The sequence below is a fragment of the Burkholderia sp. Bp9099 genome (genome assembly GCF_003857805.1).
In the GTDB taxonomy this organism is placed as follows: domain Bacteria; phylum Pseudomonadota; class Gammaproteobacteria; order Burkholderiales; family Burkholderiaceae; genus Burkholderia.
In genome coordinates, this window is record NZ_QTPU01000014.1 from 138,947 (window position 1) to 154,045 (window position 15,099).

The following is a 15,099-nucleotide window of genomic DNA, read 5'->3' on the forward strand; positions in this document are numbered from 1 at the left end:
ACCTGCTATCCGGTTCGCGTCACGTCGAGCGCTTCGGCGGACGCGTTTCGGGCGACGAAGCGGCTGCCGCGCGCGCCGCGGCCGAATCGGCCGGCTTCGCGCGCTTCGCGGCCGGCTTGCGCGGCGCGGCGGCCGCGGCCGGCGCGGGCTGTGCCGTCCGCGCGGCCGGTGCGGCCTGCTCGGGCGGTGCGGCGTCGTCCGGTGCCGCGGGCTGCGCCCCCGGCTGCGTCATCGCGAGGCTCGCGAGCTGGTTGAACTGCGCCTGCAGCAGATTCCACCAGCCGGCCGGATCGAACGCCTGTTGCGCGGTGTCGCCAGCCGGCGGCGCGTCCGCGGCGGCGGCGTCCGGCGCTTGCTGCGCGTCGGCGCGCGGCGCGGACGCCGCTTGCGCGGCCGCAACCGCGGCCTCCTCGGCCGCCGACATCGAGCTTTGCGCGAACGCGCCGAACGCGCGCAGCGTCGCGAGCGTCGCGCGCTGCACCTCGAGTGCCTGGATCGCGGACTGCAGCATCCCGAGATTGAGCTTGAGCCATTGCTCGACCGCACGCAGATCGGTGATCCGCTTGTCGAGTTCCTCGACGCTCGTGAGCGGCGCCATCATGTCGGACATGCTCGACAGCGAAGGCGGCAGCCCCGACGCGGTGCCGGGAAACGACGCCATCCCGCCGAACGGCGTCATCCGCATCATGTCCCACATCCGGTCGAGCATGTCGGCAGGCTTGAAACCGGCAAAGCCGGCGAAAGGATTGGAGCCGGGGGCATCGGTCGTCATACGGGCGTCCTGGTTGACTGGGGGAGCGAAGCGGCCGGCACGGATCGAGCGGCCGCCTTTGGTTCGATCATAACGCGCGTCAGAACGGTGCGTCGCCGGGGAAGTCGGGCGGGCGCCGCTCGCGCAGCGAGCGGATGCCTTCCTGCACGTCGGGCCCGGAGAAGCCCATGAATTCGAGTGCGAGCGACGTATCGAACGTCGGCCCGGCGCTGCGCAGCCAGTTGTTCAGCGCGTACTTGGTCCAGCGGATCGCCGACTGCGATCCGTGCGCGAGCCGCTCGGCAACGTCGTACGCCTTCGGCAGCAGGTCGGCCGGCTCGACCGCGAGCGACACGAGGCCGATCCGCTCGGCCTCCTCGCCGCTCACCGGTTCGCACAGCAGCAGGTAGTACTTCGCCTTCGCCATCCCGCACAACAGCGGCCACACGATCGCCGCGTGATCGCCGGCCGCGACGCCGAGCCGCGTATGGCCGTCGATGATGCGCGCGTCCTTCGCGGCGATCGAGATGTCGGCGAGCAGTCCGGCGACAAGCCCCGCGCCGACGGCCGGGCCGTGCATCGCGGACACGATCGGCTTGCTGCAGTTGATCACGTTGTAGACGAGGTCGCGCGCCTCGCGCCACACGCGCGCGCGCACGTCGAAGTCGTTCGCCATCGCCTCGACGAGCGCGAGATCGCCGCCCGCCGAAAAGCCCTTGCCCTCGCCGCGGATCACCGCGACGCGCGTGTCGGGATCGCGGTCGACGTCGCGCCAGATGTCGGCGAGCTCGCGATGCATGTGCTCGTTCGCAGTCGCGAGACCGCTGCGGTTCGCGCCCTCGCCGCTCATCACGATGTCGAGCACGCCGTGATCGCGGCGTGTCACCTTCAGTGCTTCGTAACCGCCGTATGCGGCGAGATCGGCCATGCGCAGCTCCCGGGTTCTCGAGACGCCTGAAGCGCCTGAATCGAGTGTAGCCAAGCCCGCGCGGGCAAACATCAGGCGAAACCCGGCGCGCGGGCCGGGGCCGGGTTTCGCGTCGACTGGCGCGTTTGCGTCAGGCCGCGCCGTCGGGCGGCGCGACCGCCTGCTCGATCGCGCCGAAGATCGACTTGCCGGCCGCGTCGAACATCTCGATGCGCACGGTGTCGCCGTAGCGCATGAATTCGGTCTGCGGCGCGCCGTGCTCGATCGTCTCGAGGCAGCGCTTCTCGGCGATGCAGCAGTAGCCGCGCTTCGCGTCCTTGTTCGACACCGTGCCCGAGCCGACGATCGAGCCGGCACGCAGGTTACGCGTCTTCGCCGCGTGCGCGATCAACTGGCCGAAGTGGAACACCATGTCGGTGCCCGCGTCGGGCTGGCCGACCTTCCTGCCGTTCCAGTGGACGATCATCGGCCGGTGCACGCGGCCTTCGCGCCATTCGTCGCCGAGCTCGTCGAGCGTCACCGCGACCGGTGCGAACGCGGTGGCCGGCTTGCTCTGGAAGAAGCCGAAGCCCTTCGCGAGTTCGGCCGGAATCAGGTTGCGCAGCGACACGTCGTTCACGAGCGTGACGAGCCGCACGGCCTTCAGCGCGTCGTCCGGCGACGCGCTCATCGGCACGTCGCCGGTGATCACCGCGACTTCGGCCTCGAAGTCGATGCCCCATTCCTCGGACGGACACACGATGTCGTCGCGCGCGCCGAGGAAATCGTCGCTGCCGCCCTGGTACATCAGCGGATCGGTCCAGAACTCCGGCGGCATCTCGGCGCCGCGCGCGCGACGCACGAGCTCGACGTGGTTCACGTACGCGGAGCCGTCGGCCCACTGGAACGCGCGCGGCAGCGGCGCCATGCAGTTCGCCGCATCGAACGCGAACGCGTTGCGTGCGCGGCCGTGGTTCAGCGCGTCGTAAAGGTCGCGCAGTTGCGGCGCGTAGAACGCCCAGTCGTCGAGGACGCGCTGCAGCGTCGGCGCGATCGCATCGGCGATCGCCGCGGTGTGCAGGTCGCGCGACACGACGATCAGCTGGCCGTCGCGCGTGCCGTCCTTCAGCGATGCAAGTTTCATGGGGTATCTGCCGTTTTAGTGACGATGGAGGGAATCTATTTTACGATGGTGAATCCGTGCGGCGCGCCACGATCGTGCGCGCCGTTTTCGTCCCGACCCTTGCCGCCTTGTCGCGCCCCCGTTGCCCATGCCTGCCAGCCCGCTTCCCGACGACGATCCCGCCGATTCCGACACCGACGACACCGGCGCCGGCGAACACGGTGAAGGCGGCGAGAAGCTCCGTTCCGGCATCCAGTCGATCGAGGTCGGCTTCCGCCTGCTCGATGTGCTCACGAGCGAGCCGCGCGCGATGATGCTGCGCGACCTCGCGCAGCGCGCGGGCATGAGCCCGGCGAAGGCGCACCGCTACCTGGTCAGCTTCTCGCGGCTCGGCGTCGTGTCGCAGGATCCCGTGTCGGGCCGCTACGAGCTCGGCGGCTTCGCGCTGCAAATGGGGCTCGCGCGGCTCGCGCGCGTCGACGGCGTGAAGCTCGCGCGGATCGCGCTGACGGAGCTGCGCGACCGCGTCGACCAGACGGTCGGCATCGCGGTGTGGGGCAACCAGGGGCCGACGATCGTGCACTGGATGGAATCGAGCCATCCCGCGAAGGCGTCGCTGAAGCTCGGCGACGTGATGCCGCTGCTCGGCTCCGCGACGGGCCTGCTGTTCGCCGCGTACCTGCCGCGCAGCAAGACCGCGGCGATGCTCGAACGCGAGCTCGCCGACACGCGCCGCTCGCCGCATCACGGCGGCCCGCGCACGCTCGACGAGGTCGAGGCGGTGCTCGCCGACGTGCGTGCGCATCAGGCCGCGCGCGTCGAAGGGATGCTGCTGCCGACGATCCATGCGTTCTGCATGCCGGTGTTCGACGCGGTCGGCGAACTCGCGCTCGCGATCGTCGCGCTCGGCCAGGAAGGCATGTTCGACATCGCGTGGGGCGGCGAAATCGACACCGCGCTGCGTGCCTGCGCGCAGAAACTGTCCTACGAACTCGGCTATAGTCCGGACGCGCGCGACGCCTGACACGCCGGACACGCCGGGCGCGCAACACACGTGCGACACCCGCGCGATGTACCGCGAACGCGCGGCGCATCCGGCGGTCCGACGGCTGTGACGCGCGCTGCGCGCCGCGACCGCCCCAACCCTGTACCGTTTCGCCGATGCCGCCTGCCGACACCCGTCCTCGTCACGCCCCGCCCCGCCGCTGGCTGCGCGTGGGCATCGCGCTCGTGGTCGTGCTGGTGCTGCACGCGCTTGCGGCCTTGTGGCTGACGCGCAGCCGCGACGCGTTCACGCCGCCCGCGCCCGCCGCGATACCGGTGCAGATCGAATTGCTGAAGCCGCAACCGATCGAGCGCCAGCCTGCGCCCAAGCCGGCCGAACATCCGATAGAACATCCGGCCGAGCAGGCGCCGGCGAAACCGGCTCCCGCCACGCCGAAGCCTGCACCGAAGCCCGCGCCGTCGCCCGAGCCGGTCCTCACGTCGACGCAGACGGCCGAGCACGGCGAGCCGCCGCCGGCCGCCGCCTCCGCCGCGAGCGGCACGACAGGCGCATCGGGCGCGCACGCGGCATCGTCCGGCGATGCCGCCGGTGGCGCCAGTGCCGCGACGCCGGGCCCCGCGACGAGCGGCGTGAAGTTCGCGGCGCCGCCGCCCGGCGACCTGCAGTACGACACGTTCTACAACGGGATGCAGAACATGATCGGCACGATCCACTGGCGCACCGACGGGCGCACCTACGATCTGTCGGTGTCGATGCCGGTGCCGTTCGTCGGCCCGTTCTCCTACCGCAGCGAAGGCCGCATCGACGCATTCGGCGTCGCGCCCGACCGCTATATCGAGAAGCGCGGCAAGCGGCCCGAGGACATCGCGATCTTCAACCGCGAGATCCGCCAGGTGGTCTTCACGCGCACGCCGAACAACGCGCCGCTGCCCGACGGCGTGCAGGATCGCTTCAGCATGCTGATGCAGCTGTCGGGGCTCGTGCGCGGCAATCCGGCCATGTACAAGCCGGGCGTCACGCAACAGTTCTTCGTGATCGACAACAACAGCGGCGAGACCTGGCCGATCACGGTGATCGGCGACGAGGACGTGCAGACGCAGGCCGGCATCATCCGGGCACGCCATTTCATGCGGCTGCCACGCCGCGACGGCGACACGCGCCGCATCGACATGTGGCTCGCGCCGTCGCTCGACTGGCTGCCCGCGAGGCTCGTACAATCGGAACCGAATGGTTCGCAGATCGAGCTGCTGTGGCACGGCCGGCTCGCCCCGCCGGATGCACCGACCGCCGGCGCGACGCAAGGCGCAACGAAGGAAGGCGCAACCAACGCGCCTGCCAGCACACCGGCCGCGGAGCCGGCACAACCCGCGCCGCCGCCCGCCGTGCAACCGCCAGCGCCAGCGTCTGCACTGCCGGCCTCGGCGCCGTCCGCGCCGTGACGGTCGACCAATCGGCAATTTCGACCGATTAAAGGACTCGCCGAAATGGCCGATGACACTCTTTAACAACTATTTCAGTCCACCGGATCACAATAAGAAACGTTTGATAGACATTGGTTTCTAACCGATACACCCCACGCAAACGGGAGAACGGGGTGTGCAGCGCAAGCCCCTTGAAACCGGCACAGCCCGCCCCACCTACGGGACAACAAGGCCAGATGCCACTGCGAAGAGGAGTGCCGCCATGCAAATGATCTACAACAGCCCCAACTACTGCGTCGTCGAATTTGCGCCGCAGGCCGGCCACCATCTGATGAATGCCGGCGGATACGAAATCGTCGACAAGAACGCCCAGCGCGAGATCTTCATCGACGGCGAGCTCGCCGAACGATTCCGCGCACACGTGAAGCAGCTGATCGAGGATGAACCGTCGCTCGACGAAGTGGACGAATTCCTCGGACAGTTCGACAGCCTGATGATGATGCCCGTCGTCCTGCACTGACGACCCGCGGCCCGGCGCATCGCCGGGCCATTCGCCGCACTGAAGCGGCGCCGCGAGCACTCCGATCCAAGCCCCCGTCCGGTTCGCCGGGCGGGGGTTTTCGTTTGATGCGGCCGGTGCGCGACCCGCATACGGGTACGCACGTTCATTGCGCGCAGACCGCACGCACGCAGGCATCGGGCCCGCACCGTTGCCTGCACCACGACCGTGCGCGCCACCCGCATGCCGCGCCGGCCGGCTGCGCGCCGCGCGAGGCCGGGCGGCGCCCCGGCGCACCGGCTACAATGACGGTTTTCCCGTCTTCGCCGGTCTCTCGCCCATGTCTGCGACTCCTCTCGCCGCTTCCACCCCGCTCGACGCGCCCTACACGCGTGGCGCCGCACTGCCCGCGCTGCTGAAATCGCGCATCCTGATCCTCGACGGCGCGATGGGCACGATGATCCAGCGCTACAAGCTCGACGAGGCCGCGTATCGCGGCGAGCGCTTCAAGGATTTCCCGCGCGACATCAAGGGCAACAACGAACTGCTGTCGCTCACGCAGCCGCAGATCATCAGCGAGATCCACGACCAGTACTTCGCGGCCGGCGCGGACATCGTCGAAACCAACACCTTCGGCGCGACGACGGTCGCTCAGGCCGACTACGGGATGGAAGACCTCGTCGTCGAGATGAACGTCGAATCGGCGCGGCTCGCGCGCGAATCGGCGGCCCGCTACGCGACGCCCGACAAACCGCGCTTCGTCGCGGGCGCGATCGGGCCGACGCCGAAGACGGCGAGCATCTCGCCGGACGTCAACGACCCGGGCGCGCGCAACGTCACGTTCGACGAGCTGCGCGACGCGTATTACCAGCAGGCGAAGGCGCTGCTCGACGGCGGCGTCGACCTGTTCCTCGTCGAGACGATCTTCGACACGCTGAACGCGAAGGCCGCCCTCTTCGCGCTCGACGAACTGTTCGAGGACACCGGCGAGCGCCTGCCGATCATGATCTCGGGCACCGTGACCGACGCATCTGGCCGCATCCTGTCGGGCCAGACGGTCGAGGCGTTCTGGAATTCGCTGCGCCACGCGAAGCCGCTCACGTTCGGCCTGAACTGCGCGCTCGGCGCGGCGCTGATGCGTCCGTACATCGCCGAGCTCGCGAAGCTGTGCGACACCTACGTGTCGTGCTACCCGAACGCGGGCCTGCCGAACCCGATGAGCGACACCGGCTTCGACGAGACGCCGGACGTCACGTCGGGCCTCCTGAAGGAATTCGCGCAGGCCGGGCTCGTGAACCTCGCCGGCGGCTGCTGCGGCACGACGCCCGAGCACATCGCCGAGATCGCGAAGGCGCTCGCCGACGTGAAACCGCGCCGCTGGCCGAGCCAGTACAGCGACGCCGCCTGACCGACCGCATCAACGCCCGCCCTACCTCATACGAATTCGCACCGCCATGACCGATCACATGATGCGCCTTGCCGGCCTCGAGCCGTTCAACGTCACGTCCGGAACGCTCTTCATCAACGTCGGTGAACGCACCAACGTCACCGGCTCGAAGGCATTCGCGCGGATGATCCTCAACGGCCAGTTCGACGAGGCGCTCGCGGTGGCGCGCCAGCAGGTCGAGAACGGCGCGCAGGTGATCGACATCAACATGGACGAGGCGATGCTCGATTCGAAGGCGGCGATGGTGCGCTTCCTGAACCTGATCGCGTCCGAGCCGGACATCGCGCGCGTGCCGATCATGATCGACTCGTCGAAGTGGGAAGTCATCGAAGCCGGCCTCAAGTGCGTGCAGGGCAAGGCGATCGTGAACTCGATCTCGCTGAAGGAAGGCGAGGACGCGTTCCGCCGCCACGCGAACCTGATCCGCCGCTACGGCGCGGCCGCGGTCGTGATGGCATTCGACGAGACGGGCCAGGCCGATACCTACGCACGCAAGACCGAGATCTGCAAGCGCTCGTACGACTTCCTCGTGAACGAAGTCGGCTTCCCGCCGGAAGACATCATCTTCGACCCGAACATCTTCGCGGTCGCGACCGGCATCGAGGAGCACAACAACTACGCGGTCGACTTCATCGAGGCGACCCGCTGGATCAAGCAGAACCTGCCGTACGCGAAGGTGAGCGGCGGCGTGTCGAACGTGTCGTTCTCGTTCCGCGGCAACGACCCGGTGCGCGAGGCGATCCACACCGTGTTCCTGTATCACGCGATCCAGGCGGGCATGGACATGGGTATCGTGAACGCGGGCCAGCTCGGCGTGTACGCCGATCTCGACCCGGAGCTGCGCGAGCGCGTCGAGGACGTGATCCTGAACCGCCGCGACGATTCGACCGACCGACTGCTCGAGATCGCCGACAAGTTCAAGGCGGGCGGCGCGAAGAAGGAAGAGAACCTCGAGTGGCGCAACCAGCCGGTCGAGAAGCGGCTTTCGCATGCGCTCGTGCACGGCATCACGAACTTCATCGTCGAGGATACCGAGGAAGTCCGCGCGAAGATCGCCGCGGCCGGCGGCCGTCCGATCAACGTGATCGAAGGCCCGCTGATGGACGGGATGAACATCGTCGGCGACCTGTTCGGCCAGGGCAAGATGTTCCTGCCGCAGGTCGTGAAGTCGGCGCGTGTGATGAAGCAGGCCGTCGCGCACCTGATCCCGTTCATCGAGGAAGAAAAGCGCCTGCTCGCGGAAGCGGGCGGCGACGTGCGCGCGAAGGGCAAGATCGTCATCGCGACCGTGAAGGGCGACGTGCACGACATCGGCAAGAACATCGTGTCGGTCGTGCTCCAGTGCAACAACTTCGAAGTGGTCAACATGGGCGTGATGGTCCCGTGCAACGAGATCCTCGCGAAGGCGAAGGTCGAGGGCGCGGACATCATCGGGCTGTCGGGCCTCATCACGCCGAGTCTCGAGGAAATGGCGTACGTCGCGTCCGAAATGCAGCGCGACGACTACTTCCGCGTGAAGAAGATCCCGCTGCTGATCGGCGGCGCGACGACCTCGCGCGTGCACACGGCCGTGAAGATCGCGCCGCACTACGAAGGCCCGGTCGTCTACGTGCCGGACGCGTCGCGCTCCGTGTCGGTCGCGTCGAACCTGCTGTCGGACGAAGGCGCGGCGAAGTACCTCGACGAGCTGAAGTCCGATTACGACCGGATCCGCGACCAGCACGCGAACCGCAAGGCGCAGCCGATGGTCACGCTCGAGCAGGCGCGCGCGAACAAGACGAAGATCGACTGGGCGGGCTACCAGCCCGTGAAGCCGAAGTTCATCGGCCGCCGCGTGTTCAAGAATTACGACCTGAACGAACTCGCGAACTACATCGACTGGGGCCCGTTCTTCCAGACCTGGGATCTCGCGGGCCCGTACCCGGCGATCCTGAACGACGAGATCGTCGGCGAATCGGCGCGGCGCGTGTTCTCCGACGCGAAGTCGATGCTCGCGCGCCTGATCCAGGGCCGCTGGCTGACCGCGAACGGCGTGATCTCGCTGCTGCCGGCGAACACGGTCAACGACGACGACATCGAGATCTACACCGACGAGTCGCGCTCCGAAGTGCTGATGACGTGGCGCAACCTGCGCCAGCAGAGCGTGCGTCCGGTGGTCGACGGCGTGATGCGCCCGAACCGCTCGCTTGCCGACTTCATCGCGCCGAAGGAATCGGGCGTCGCCGACTACATCGGCATGTTCGCGGTGACGGCCGGCCTCGGCGTCGACGTGAAGGAAAGGCAGTTCGAAGCCGACCACGACGACTACAGCGCGATCATGCTGAAGGCGCTCGCCGACCGCTTCGCGGAAGCGTTCGCCGAAGCGATGCACGCGCGCGTGCGCCGCGAGCTGTGGGGCTACGCGAGCGGCGAGACGCTCGACAACGACGCGCTGATCGCCGAAAAGTACGCGGGCATCCGCCCGGCGCCCGGCTACCCGGCCTGCCCCGACCATCTCGTGAAACGCGACATGTTCGCCGCGCTGCACGCGGACGAAATCGGGATGAGCGTGACCGATTCGCTGGCGATGCTGCCGGCGGCGAGCGTGTCGGGCTTCTACCTCGCGCATCCGGACAGCCGCTACTTCTCGGTCGGCAAAATCGGGCAGGATCAGCTCGACGACTACGCGCAACGAATGCAGCTGTCGCTCGACGACGCGCGCCGCGCGCTCGCGCCGCAACTCTGATCCGGGCACGACCGGGGCGGTTCGCCGCCCTTTTGATCAGACGAAATCAAAAAGCCCGCATCGAGCGGGCTTTTTCATGCGCCTTTGCGATCTCGCGATCGGGTCAGGCGGGCAACGCGGCTCAGAAGCCCCAGTGCACGTCGGCCTGACCGGCCTTCGCTTCGCGCAGCATCGTCAGGAACGGTGCGACGCGCTGCGCCAAGCTCGGCGGCACTTCGTGGTGCGCGTGGTCGTCTTCGTCCTCGTGGAAATGGCCGGCGTGCTCGGCACGCTCCTGCTTCGCCTGCGCGACCGCGCCTTCCAGCTTCGCGATCGCGTGGTCCAGTTCGTCGTGCGTAATGACACCGCGTTCGCCCAATTGCTTGCCGACGAGGCCCAGCACGTATACGGCGAAATCCTTCAGCACGTCGAGATCCTGTGCCGCCTTGCTCTTGAACGTAATCATGACTATTCCCTTTTCATCTTGTTGTGCCTGCGCGGCGCGGTTGGGGGACGCCGGCAGGCCGGCGTCCGGCCTCGCGGACGCGGGGCGCCTGAGCGGCATATTAGCACCTGTTAAAATTCTGCGATCCCTGAAACGCGCGCTTAAAAAGCGCGCCGGCCGGCCGGCGTTTCCGGCCGCCACCAACGAAGCCTTCTACCAGCATGCTGCCAGCTCACAAACAGACCCTCGAAGCCCTGCTCGCGGATAGCGTCACGCAGGTCGCACACGCGCTGAAAGGCGCCGACGCAGCGTTCGTCGCCCCGGCCATCACGCTCGAGCGCCCGAAGGTCGCCGCGCACGGCGACGTCGCGTGCAACGTCGCGATGCAGCTCGCCAAGCCGCTCGGCACGAACCCGCGCCAGCTCGCCGAGCAGATCGTCGCCGCGCTGACGGCCCAGCCGGCCGCGCAAGGGCTCGTCGACGCGGCCGAAATCGCCGGCCCCGGCTTCATCAACCTGCGCCTGACGGCCGCCGCGAAGCAGGCGGTGATCGCCGCCGTGTTCGACCAGGGCCGCGCGTTCGGCACGTCGGATCGCGAAAAGGGCAAGCAGGTGCTGCTCGAATTCGTGTCGGCCAACCCGACCGGCCCGCTGCACGTCGGCCACGGCCGCCAGGCGGCGCTCGGCGACGTGCTCGCGAACGTGATCGCGAGCCAGGGCTACGCGGTGCACCGCGAGTTCTACTACAACGACGCCGGCGTGCAGATCGGCAACCTCGCGATCTCGACGCAGGCGCGCGCGCGCGGCCTGAAGCCGGGCGACGCGGGCTGGCCGGAAGCCGCGTACAACGGCGAATACATCGCCGACATCGCACGCGACTACCTGAACCGCGAGACGGTTGCCGCGAAGGACGGCGAGCCGGTCACCGGCGCGGGCGACATCGACGATCTCGACGCGATCCGCAAGTTCGCGGTCGCGTACCTGCGTCACGAGCAGGACATGGACCTCCAGGCGTTCGGCGTGAAATTCGACCAGTACTACCTCGAGTCGTCGCTGTACAGCGAAGGCCGGGTCGAGAAGACGGTCGACGCGCTGATCAAGGCCGGCATGACCTACGAGCAGGACGGCGCGCTGTGGCTGCGCACGACCGACGAGGGCGACGACAAGGATCGCGTGATGCGCAAGACGGACGGCACGTACACGTACTTCGTGCCGGACGTCGCGTACCACGTGACGAAGTGGGAGCGCGGCTTCTCGAAGGTGATCAACATCCAGGGTTCGGACCACCATGGCACGATCGCGCGCGTGCGCGCGGGCCTGCAGGGCCTGCACATCGGCATCCCGAAGGGCTATCCCGACTACGTGCTGCACAAGATGGTCACCGTGATGCGCGACGGCCAGGAAGTGAAGCTGTCGAAGCGCGCGGGCAGCTACGTGACGGTGCGCGACCTGATCGAATGGTCGGGCGGCGCGACGCCGGGCCAGGAAGCAGCCCCCGACCTGATCGACGAGGCGACCATCACGCGCGGCCGCGACGCGGTCCGTTTCTTCCTGATCTCCCGCAAGGCCGACACCGAATTCGTGTTCGACATCGACCTCGCGCTGAAACAGAACGACGAGAACCCGGTCTATTACGTCCAGTACGCGCATGCGCGGATCTGCTCGGTGCTCAACGAACTGAAGTCCCGCTACAACGTCGAAGCGGCGCAGCTGCCGGGTGCCGACCTGTCGCAGCTCACGAGCCCGCAGGCCGTGTCGCTGATGCAGAAGCTCGCCGAGTATCCGGACATGCTCACGCACGCGGCGAACGAACTGGCGCCGCACGCGGTCGCGTTCTACCTGCGCGATCTCGCTGGTGAATTCCACTCGTTCTACAATGCGGAGCGCGTGCTGGTCGACGACGAAGCGCCGCGCAACGCGCGCGCCGCGCTCCTCGCCGCGACCCGGCAAGTGCTCGAGAACGGCCTGGCGGTGCTCGGCGTGTCCGCGCCCGCCAAGATGTAAGCGGCCCGGACCGGGCAGCGAATGGCTGCGGCAGGCGCGCCTGCGACGGGAGCACCCGCCGCCGGATGCCCGTCGCAGCCTTTTCACGATTCTTTTTGCAGGTGACTCAAGCAATGGCACAACCACGCCGAACTTCGAAGCAATCGAAACAAGCCGGAGGGACATTTCTTGGAATCGTGCTGGGCCTGATCGTCGGCCTCGCGATCGCGGTGGTGGTGGCGCTCTACATCACGCGGTCGCCGTCGCCGTTCGTGTCGAAGGTCGCGCCGCCGCCGGCCGACAACGCCGCGAGCCAGCCGCAGCAGTTCGACCCGAACCGCGCGCTGCAAGGCAAGACGCCCGGCCAGCCGGTGCCGCAGGCCGCGCAATCCGCGCCGCCCAACACCGCGCCGGGCCAGGCCGCGAACCAGACCCAGGGCGGCCTGCTGCCCGAACCGCAGATCGTCGAAGTGCCGCCGTCGGGCAACACGAACGGCTCCGGCAACACCAGCGGCTCGAGCAACACCACCGCATCGAACAACGCGTCGTCGGGCAATGGCGTCGCCGTCGCGCCGAAGCCGGCCGACAACCCGCCGCCGCCGAAGAAGACGCAACAGGCGCAGCAACAGCAGCAACAGCAGCAGCAAGGCGGCGAGGACGACCTCGCGCGCTTCGCCGCGCAGAAGCAGGCGCAGCAGGCTGCCGCGCAGAAACAGCAGCAACAGCAACTGGCCGCGAACACGCCGAAGCCGGCGCCGTCCGCGACGTCCGCCGCGGCAGCGAAGCCGCCGACCGCAAGCGACGCGAACACCGGCTACTTCCTGCAGGTCGGTGCGTACAAGACGGAAGGCGACGCCGAGCAGCAGCGCGCGCGGCTGGGCTTCCAGGGCTTCGAGTCGAAGGTGTCGAAGCGCGATGTCAGCGGCGTGACCTATTTCCGCGTGCGCGTCGGCCCGTTCTCGAAATTCGAGGATATGAACTCGGCCCGCCAGCGCCTGTCCGATGCAGGTGTCGACACGGCGGTGATCCGTTTCACGAAGCAGTAAGCAACCGGCCGCGCCCACGCAGAACCCGTTACGTTTCGTAACCCGAGCAACTGATTCGACGTCCACAACATGAAAAAACTGCTTAGCACGCTCCTTCTGTCCCTCGGCCTGGCCGCAGCCGGCTTCGCCCAGGCTTCGCCCACGGCGCCGGTGTCCGGCAAGGACTTCGAGGTGATGAAGTCGCCGCAGCCGGTGTCCGCGCCGGCCGGCAAGGTCGAAGTCATCGAGTTCTTCTGGTACGGCTGCCCGCACTGCTACGAATTCGAGCCGACGGTCGAGGCCTGGGTGAAGAAGCAGGGCAACAACATCGACTTCAAGCGCGTGCCGGTCGCCTTCCGCGACGATTTCCTCCCGCACTCGAAGCTGTTCTACGCGGTGTCGGCGCTCGGCATTTCGGAGAAGGTCACGCCGGCGATCTTCAACGCGATCCACAAGCAGAAGAACTACCTGCTGACGCCGCAGGCGCAGGCCGACTTCCTGGCGACGCAGGGCGTCGACAAGAAGCAGTTCATGGACGCGTACAACTCGTTCAGCGTGCAGGGCCAGGTGAAGCAGTCGGCCGAGCTGCTGAAGAACTACGCGATCGACGGCGTGCCGACGATCGTGGTCCAGGGCAAGTACAAGACGGGCCCGGCTTACACGAACAGCATCCCGGGTACCGCGCAGGTGCTCGACTACCTCGTGAAGCAGGTTCAGGACAAGAAGCTCTGATCCCCGCCCGCGCGCCGGCATGACTACTCCGCTGAAGGTCTTCATCACCGGCGCGTCGAGCGGGCTCGGCCTCGCGATGGCCGAGGAATACGCCCGCCAGGGCGCCACGCTCGCCCTCGTCGCGCGCCGCACTGATGCCCTCGATACGTTCGCGCGACGCTTTCCCAAGCTGTCCGTCTCCGTCTATTCCGCCGACGTGCGCGACGCCGACGCGCTCGCGACGGCCGCCGCGTCGTTCATCGCCGCGCACGGCTGCCCCGACGTCGTGATCGCGAACGCTGGCATCAGCCAGGGCGCCGTCACGGGCCAGGGCGATCTCGCCACGTTCCGCAACGTGATGGACATCAACTACTACGGGATGGTCGCGACGTTCGAGCCGTTCGTCGGCCCGATGACGGCCGCGCGCCACGGAACGCTGGTCGGCGTCGCGAGCGTCGCCGGCGTGCGCGGCCTGCCCGGGTCAGGTGCGTACAGCGCGTCCAAATCGGCCGCGATCAAGTATCTCGAGGCGCTGCGCGTCGAACTGCGCCCGGCCGGTGTCGGCGTCGTGACGATCGCGCCCGGCTACATCCGCACGCCGATGACCGCGCACAACCCGTACCGGATGCCGTTCCTGATGGACGCCGACCGCTTCGCGGCCCGCGCCGCGCGCGCGATCGCGCGGCAGCACGCGTTCCGCGTGATTCCGTGGCAGATGGGCGTCGTCGCGAAGGTGCTGCACGTGCTGCCGCGCTGGCTCTACGACCGCCTGTTCGAGAAGGCACCGCGCAAGCCGAAGGCCGGCGCGCATTGAGTGCGGCGCCAACGTCGCACGCACCGCTCCTCCTTCCACACGACTCGCCGCAGCCGGCGCGGCGATTCTGCCGATTCTGGTGATTCGGTGATTCGGTGATTCGGTGATCCAGCCGATTCGCGTCGATCAGCACCGATCCTCGCCGATCCGCTTTGGCCTGCGCTTTCCCCGCCCCCCATCTCGGCCGCCGGTCGTTCGCCGTCGCGCCTGTCTCATCTCCCCGCCGCTGCGCCGCCCCAGCACGCATTCCGTCGCGAACGCAGC

The 15,099-nt window shown here is 68.1% G+C and carries 13 protein-coding genes; 9 read left to right on the forward strand and 4 right to left on the reverse strand.

Features of this window, described 5'->3' with window-relative positions; all coding sequences use genetic code 11:
* Positions 1 to 19: 19 nt before the first annotated feature.
* The 3 genes from DIE17_RS18185 to DIE17_RS18195 form a co-directional block, all read right to left on the reverse strand.
* Positions 20 to 772: a PhaM family polyhydroxyalkanoate granule multifunctional regulatory protein gene (locus tag DIE17_RS18185; protein ID WP_124520669.1), complete on the reverse strand. Its 753-nt coding sequence runs from the start codon at positions 770 to 772 to the stop codon at positions 20 to 22.
* 79 nt (positions 773 to 851) lie between these two features.
* Positions 852 to 1,679 (reverse strand): enoyl-CoA hydratase/isomerase family protein, encoded by an 828-nt coding sequence (locus tag DIE17_RS18190; RefSeq protein WP_124520667.1) that lies wholly within the window; start codon positions 1,677 to 1,679, stop codon positions 852 to 854.
* 130 nt (positions 1,680 to 1,809) lie between these two features.
* The gene (locus DIE17_RS18195) at positions 1,810 to 2,802 is read right to left on the reverse strand and encodes a fumarylacetoacetate hydrolase family protein (RefSeq protein ID WP_124520665.1); all 993 of its coding nucleotides are present in this window, start codon (positions 2,800 to 2,802) and stop codon (positions 1,810 to 1,812) included.
* Between the two features lie 127 nt (positions 2,803 to 2,929).
* Here DIE17_RS18195 and DIE17_RS18200 point away from each other — a divergent pair, with 127 nt between their 5' ends.
* The 5 genes from DIE17_RS18200 to metH all read left to right on the forward strand — a co-directional run bounded on the left by DIE17_RS18200 (position 2,930) and on the right by metH (position 9,879).
* The gene (locus DIE17_RS18200) at positions 2,930 to 3,805 is read left to right on the forward strand and encodes an IclR family transcriptional regulator (RefSeq protein WP_044846196.1); all 876 of its coding nucleotides are present in this window, start codon (positions 2,930 to 2,932) and stop codon (positions 3,803 to 3,805) included.
* 137 nt (positions 3,806 to 3,942) lie between these two features.
* Positions 3,943 to 5,226: a DUF3108 domain-containing protein gene (locus DIE17_RS18205; protein ID WP_124520663.1), complete on the forward strand. Its 1,284-nt coding sequence runs from the start codon at positions 3,943 to 3,945 to the stop codon at positions 5,224 to 5,226.
* A 244-nt stretch (positions 5,227 to 5,470) separates the two neighbouring features.
* Positions 5,471 to 5,728, forward strand: a complete 258-nt coding sequence (locus DIE17_RS18215; protein WP_006477667.1) for a DUF3567 domain-containing protein — start codon at positions 5,471 to 5,473, stop codon at positions 5,726 to 5,728.
* A gap of 319 nt (positions 5,729 to 6,047) precedes the next feature.
* Positions 6,048 to 7,115, forward strand: coding sequence for a homocysteine S-methyltransferase family protein (locus DIE17_RS18220; protein ID WP_124486572.1), 1,068 nt, complete (start codon positions 6,048 to 6,050; stop codon positions 7,113 to 7,115).
* Positions 7,116 to 7,161: 46 nt separating this feature from the next.
* A complete protein-coding gene (metH, locus tag DIE17_RS18225; RefSeq protein ID WP_185500391.1) occupies positions 7,162 to 9,879 on the forward strand; it encodes a methionine synthase in 2,718 nt (905 codons plus the stop codon).
* A 121-nt stretch (positions 9,880 to 10,000) separates the two neighbouring features.
* Here metH and DIE17_RS18230 read toward each other — a convergent pair whose 3' ends face one another.
* On the reverse strand, positions 10,001 to 10,324 hold the full coding sequence (locus DIE17_RS18230; protein WP_044846191.1) for a DUF1840 domain-containing protein: 324 nt from the start codon (positions 10,322 to 10,324) through the stop codon (positions 10,001 to 10,003).
* 200 nt (positions 10,325 to 10,524) lie between these two features.
* On the opposite strand from DIE17_RS18230, the gene argS reads away from it, so the two are divergent.
* The 4 genes from argS (at position 10,525) to DIE17_RS18250 (ending at position 14,835) form a co-directional block, all read left to right on the forward strand.
* Entirely contained in the window at positions 10,525 to 12,306 is a 1,782-nt protein-coding gene (gene argS / locus DIE17_RS18235; RefSeq protein ID WP_124520661.1) for an arginine--tRNA ligase, read from the forward strand.
* Between the two features lie 113 nt (positions 12,307 to 12,419).
* Positions 12,420 to 13,331, forward strand: a complete 912-nt coding sequence (locus tag DIE17_RS18240; protein ID WP_044846189.1) for an SPOR domain-containing protein — start codon at positions 12,420 to 12,422, stop codon at positions 13,329 to 13,331.
* A gap of 69 nt (positions 13,332 to 13,400) precedes the next feature.
* Positions 13,401 to 14,042 carry a thiol:disulfide interchange protein DsbA/DsbL gene (locus DIE17_RS18245; RefSeq protein WP_124520660.1) on the forward strand — a complete coding sequence of 214 codons (642 nt, stop codon included), beginning with the start codon at positions 13,401 to 13,403 and terminating at the stop codon, positions 14,040 to 14,042.
* Between the two features lie 19 nt (positions 14,043 to 14,061).
* Positions 14,062 to 14,835 (forward strand): SDR family oxidoreductase, encoded by a 774-nt coding sequence (locus DIE17_RS18250; RefSeq protein ID WP_124520659.1) that lies wholly within the window; start codon positions 14,062 to 14,064, stop codon positions 14,833 to 14,835.
* The last annotated feature ends 264 nt before the right edge of the window (positions 14,836 to 15,099 follow it).

Bases quoted from the DNA above. Each gene is read 5' to 3' on its own strand.
- DIE17_RS18200 (WP_044846196.1), top strand. From the start codon at position 2,930: ATGCCTGCCAGCCCGCTTCCCGACGACGATCCCGCCGATTCCGACACC.
- DIE17_RS18205 (WP_124520663.1), top strand. From the start codon at position 3,943: ATGCCGCCTGCCGACACCCGTCCTCGTCACGCCCCGCCCCGCCGCTGG.
- DIE17_RS18250 (WP_124520659.1), top strand. From the start codon at position 14,062: ATGACTACTCCGCTGAAGGTCTTCATCACCGGCGCGTCGAGCGGGCTC.
- DIE17_RS18190 (WP_124520667.1), bottom strand. From the start codon at position 1,679: ATGGCCGATCTCGCCGCATACGGCGGTTACGAAGCACTGAAGGTGACA.
- DIE17_RS18195 (WP_124520665.1), bottom strand. From the start codon at position 2,802: ATGAAACTTGCATCGCTGAAGGACGGCACGCGCGACGGCCAGCTGATC.
- metH (WP_185500391.1), top strand. From the start codon at position 7,162: ATGACCGATCACATGATGCGCCTTGCCGGCCTCGAGCCGTTCAACGTC.
- argS (WP_124520661.1), top strand. From the start codon at position 10,525: ATGCTGCCAGCTCACAAACAGACCCTCGAAGCCCTGCTCGCGGATAGC.
- DIE17_RS18240 (WP_044846189.1), top strand. From the start codon at position 12,420: ATGGCACAACCACGCCGAACTTCGAAGCAATCGAAACAAGCCGGAGGG.
- DIE17_RS18215 (WP_006477667.1), top strand. From the start codon at position 5,471: ATGCAAATGATCTACAACAGCCCCAACTACTGCGTCGTCGAATTTGCG.
- DIE17_RS18185 (WP_124520669.1), bottom strand. From the start codon at position 772: ATGACGACCGATGCCCCCGGCTCCAATCCTTTCGCCGGCTTTGCCGGT.
- DIE17_RS18220 (WP_124486572.1), top strand. From the start codon at position 6,048: ATGTCTGCGACTCCTCTCGCCGCTTCCACCCCGCTCGACGCGCCCTAC.
- DIE17_RS18245 (WP_124520660.1), top strand. From the start codon at position 13,401: ATGAAAAAACTGCTTAGCACGCTCCTTCTGTCCCTCGGCCTGGCCGCA.
- DIE17_RS18230 (WP_044846191.1), bottom strand. From the start codon at position 10,324: ATGATTACGTTCAAGAGCAAGGCGGCACAGGATCTCGACGTGCTGAAG.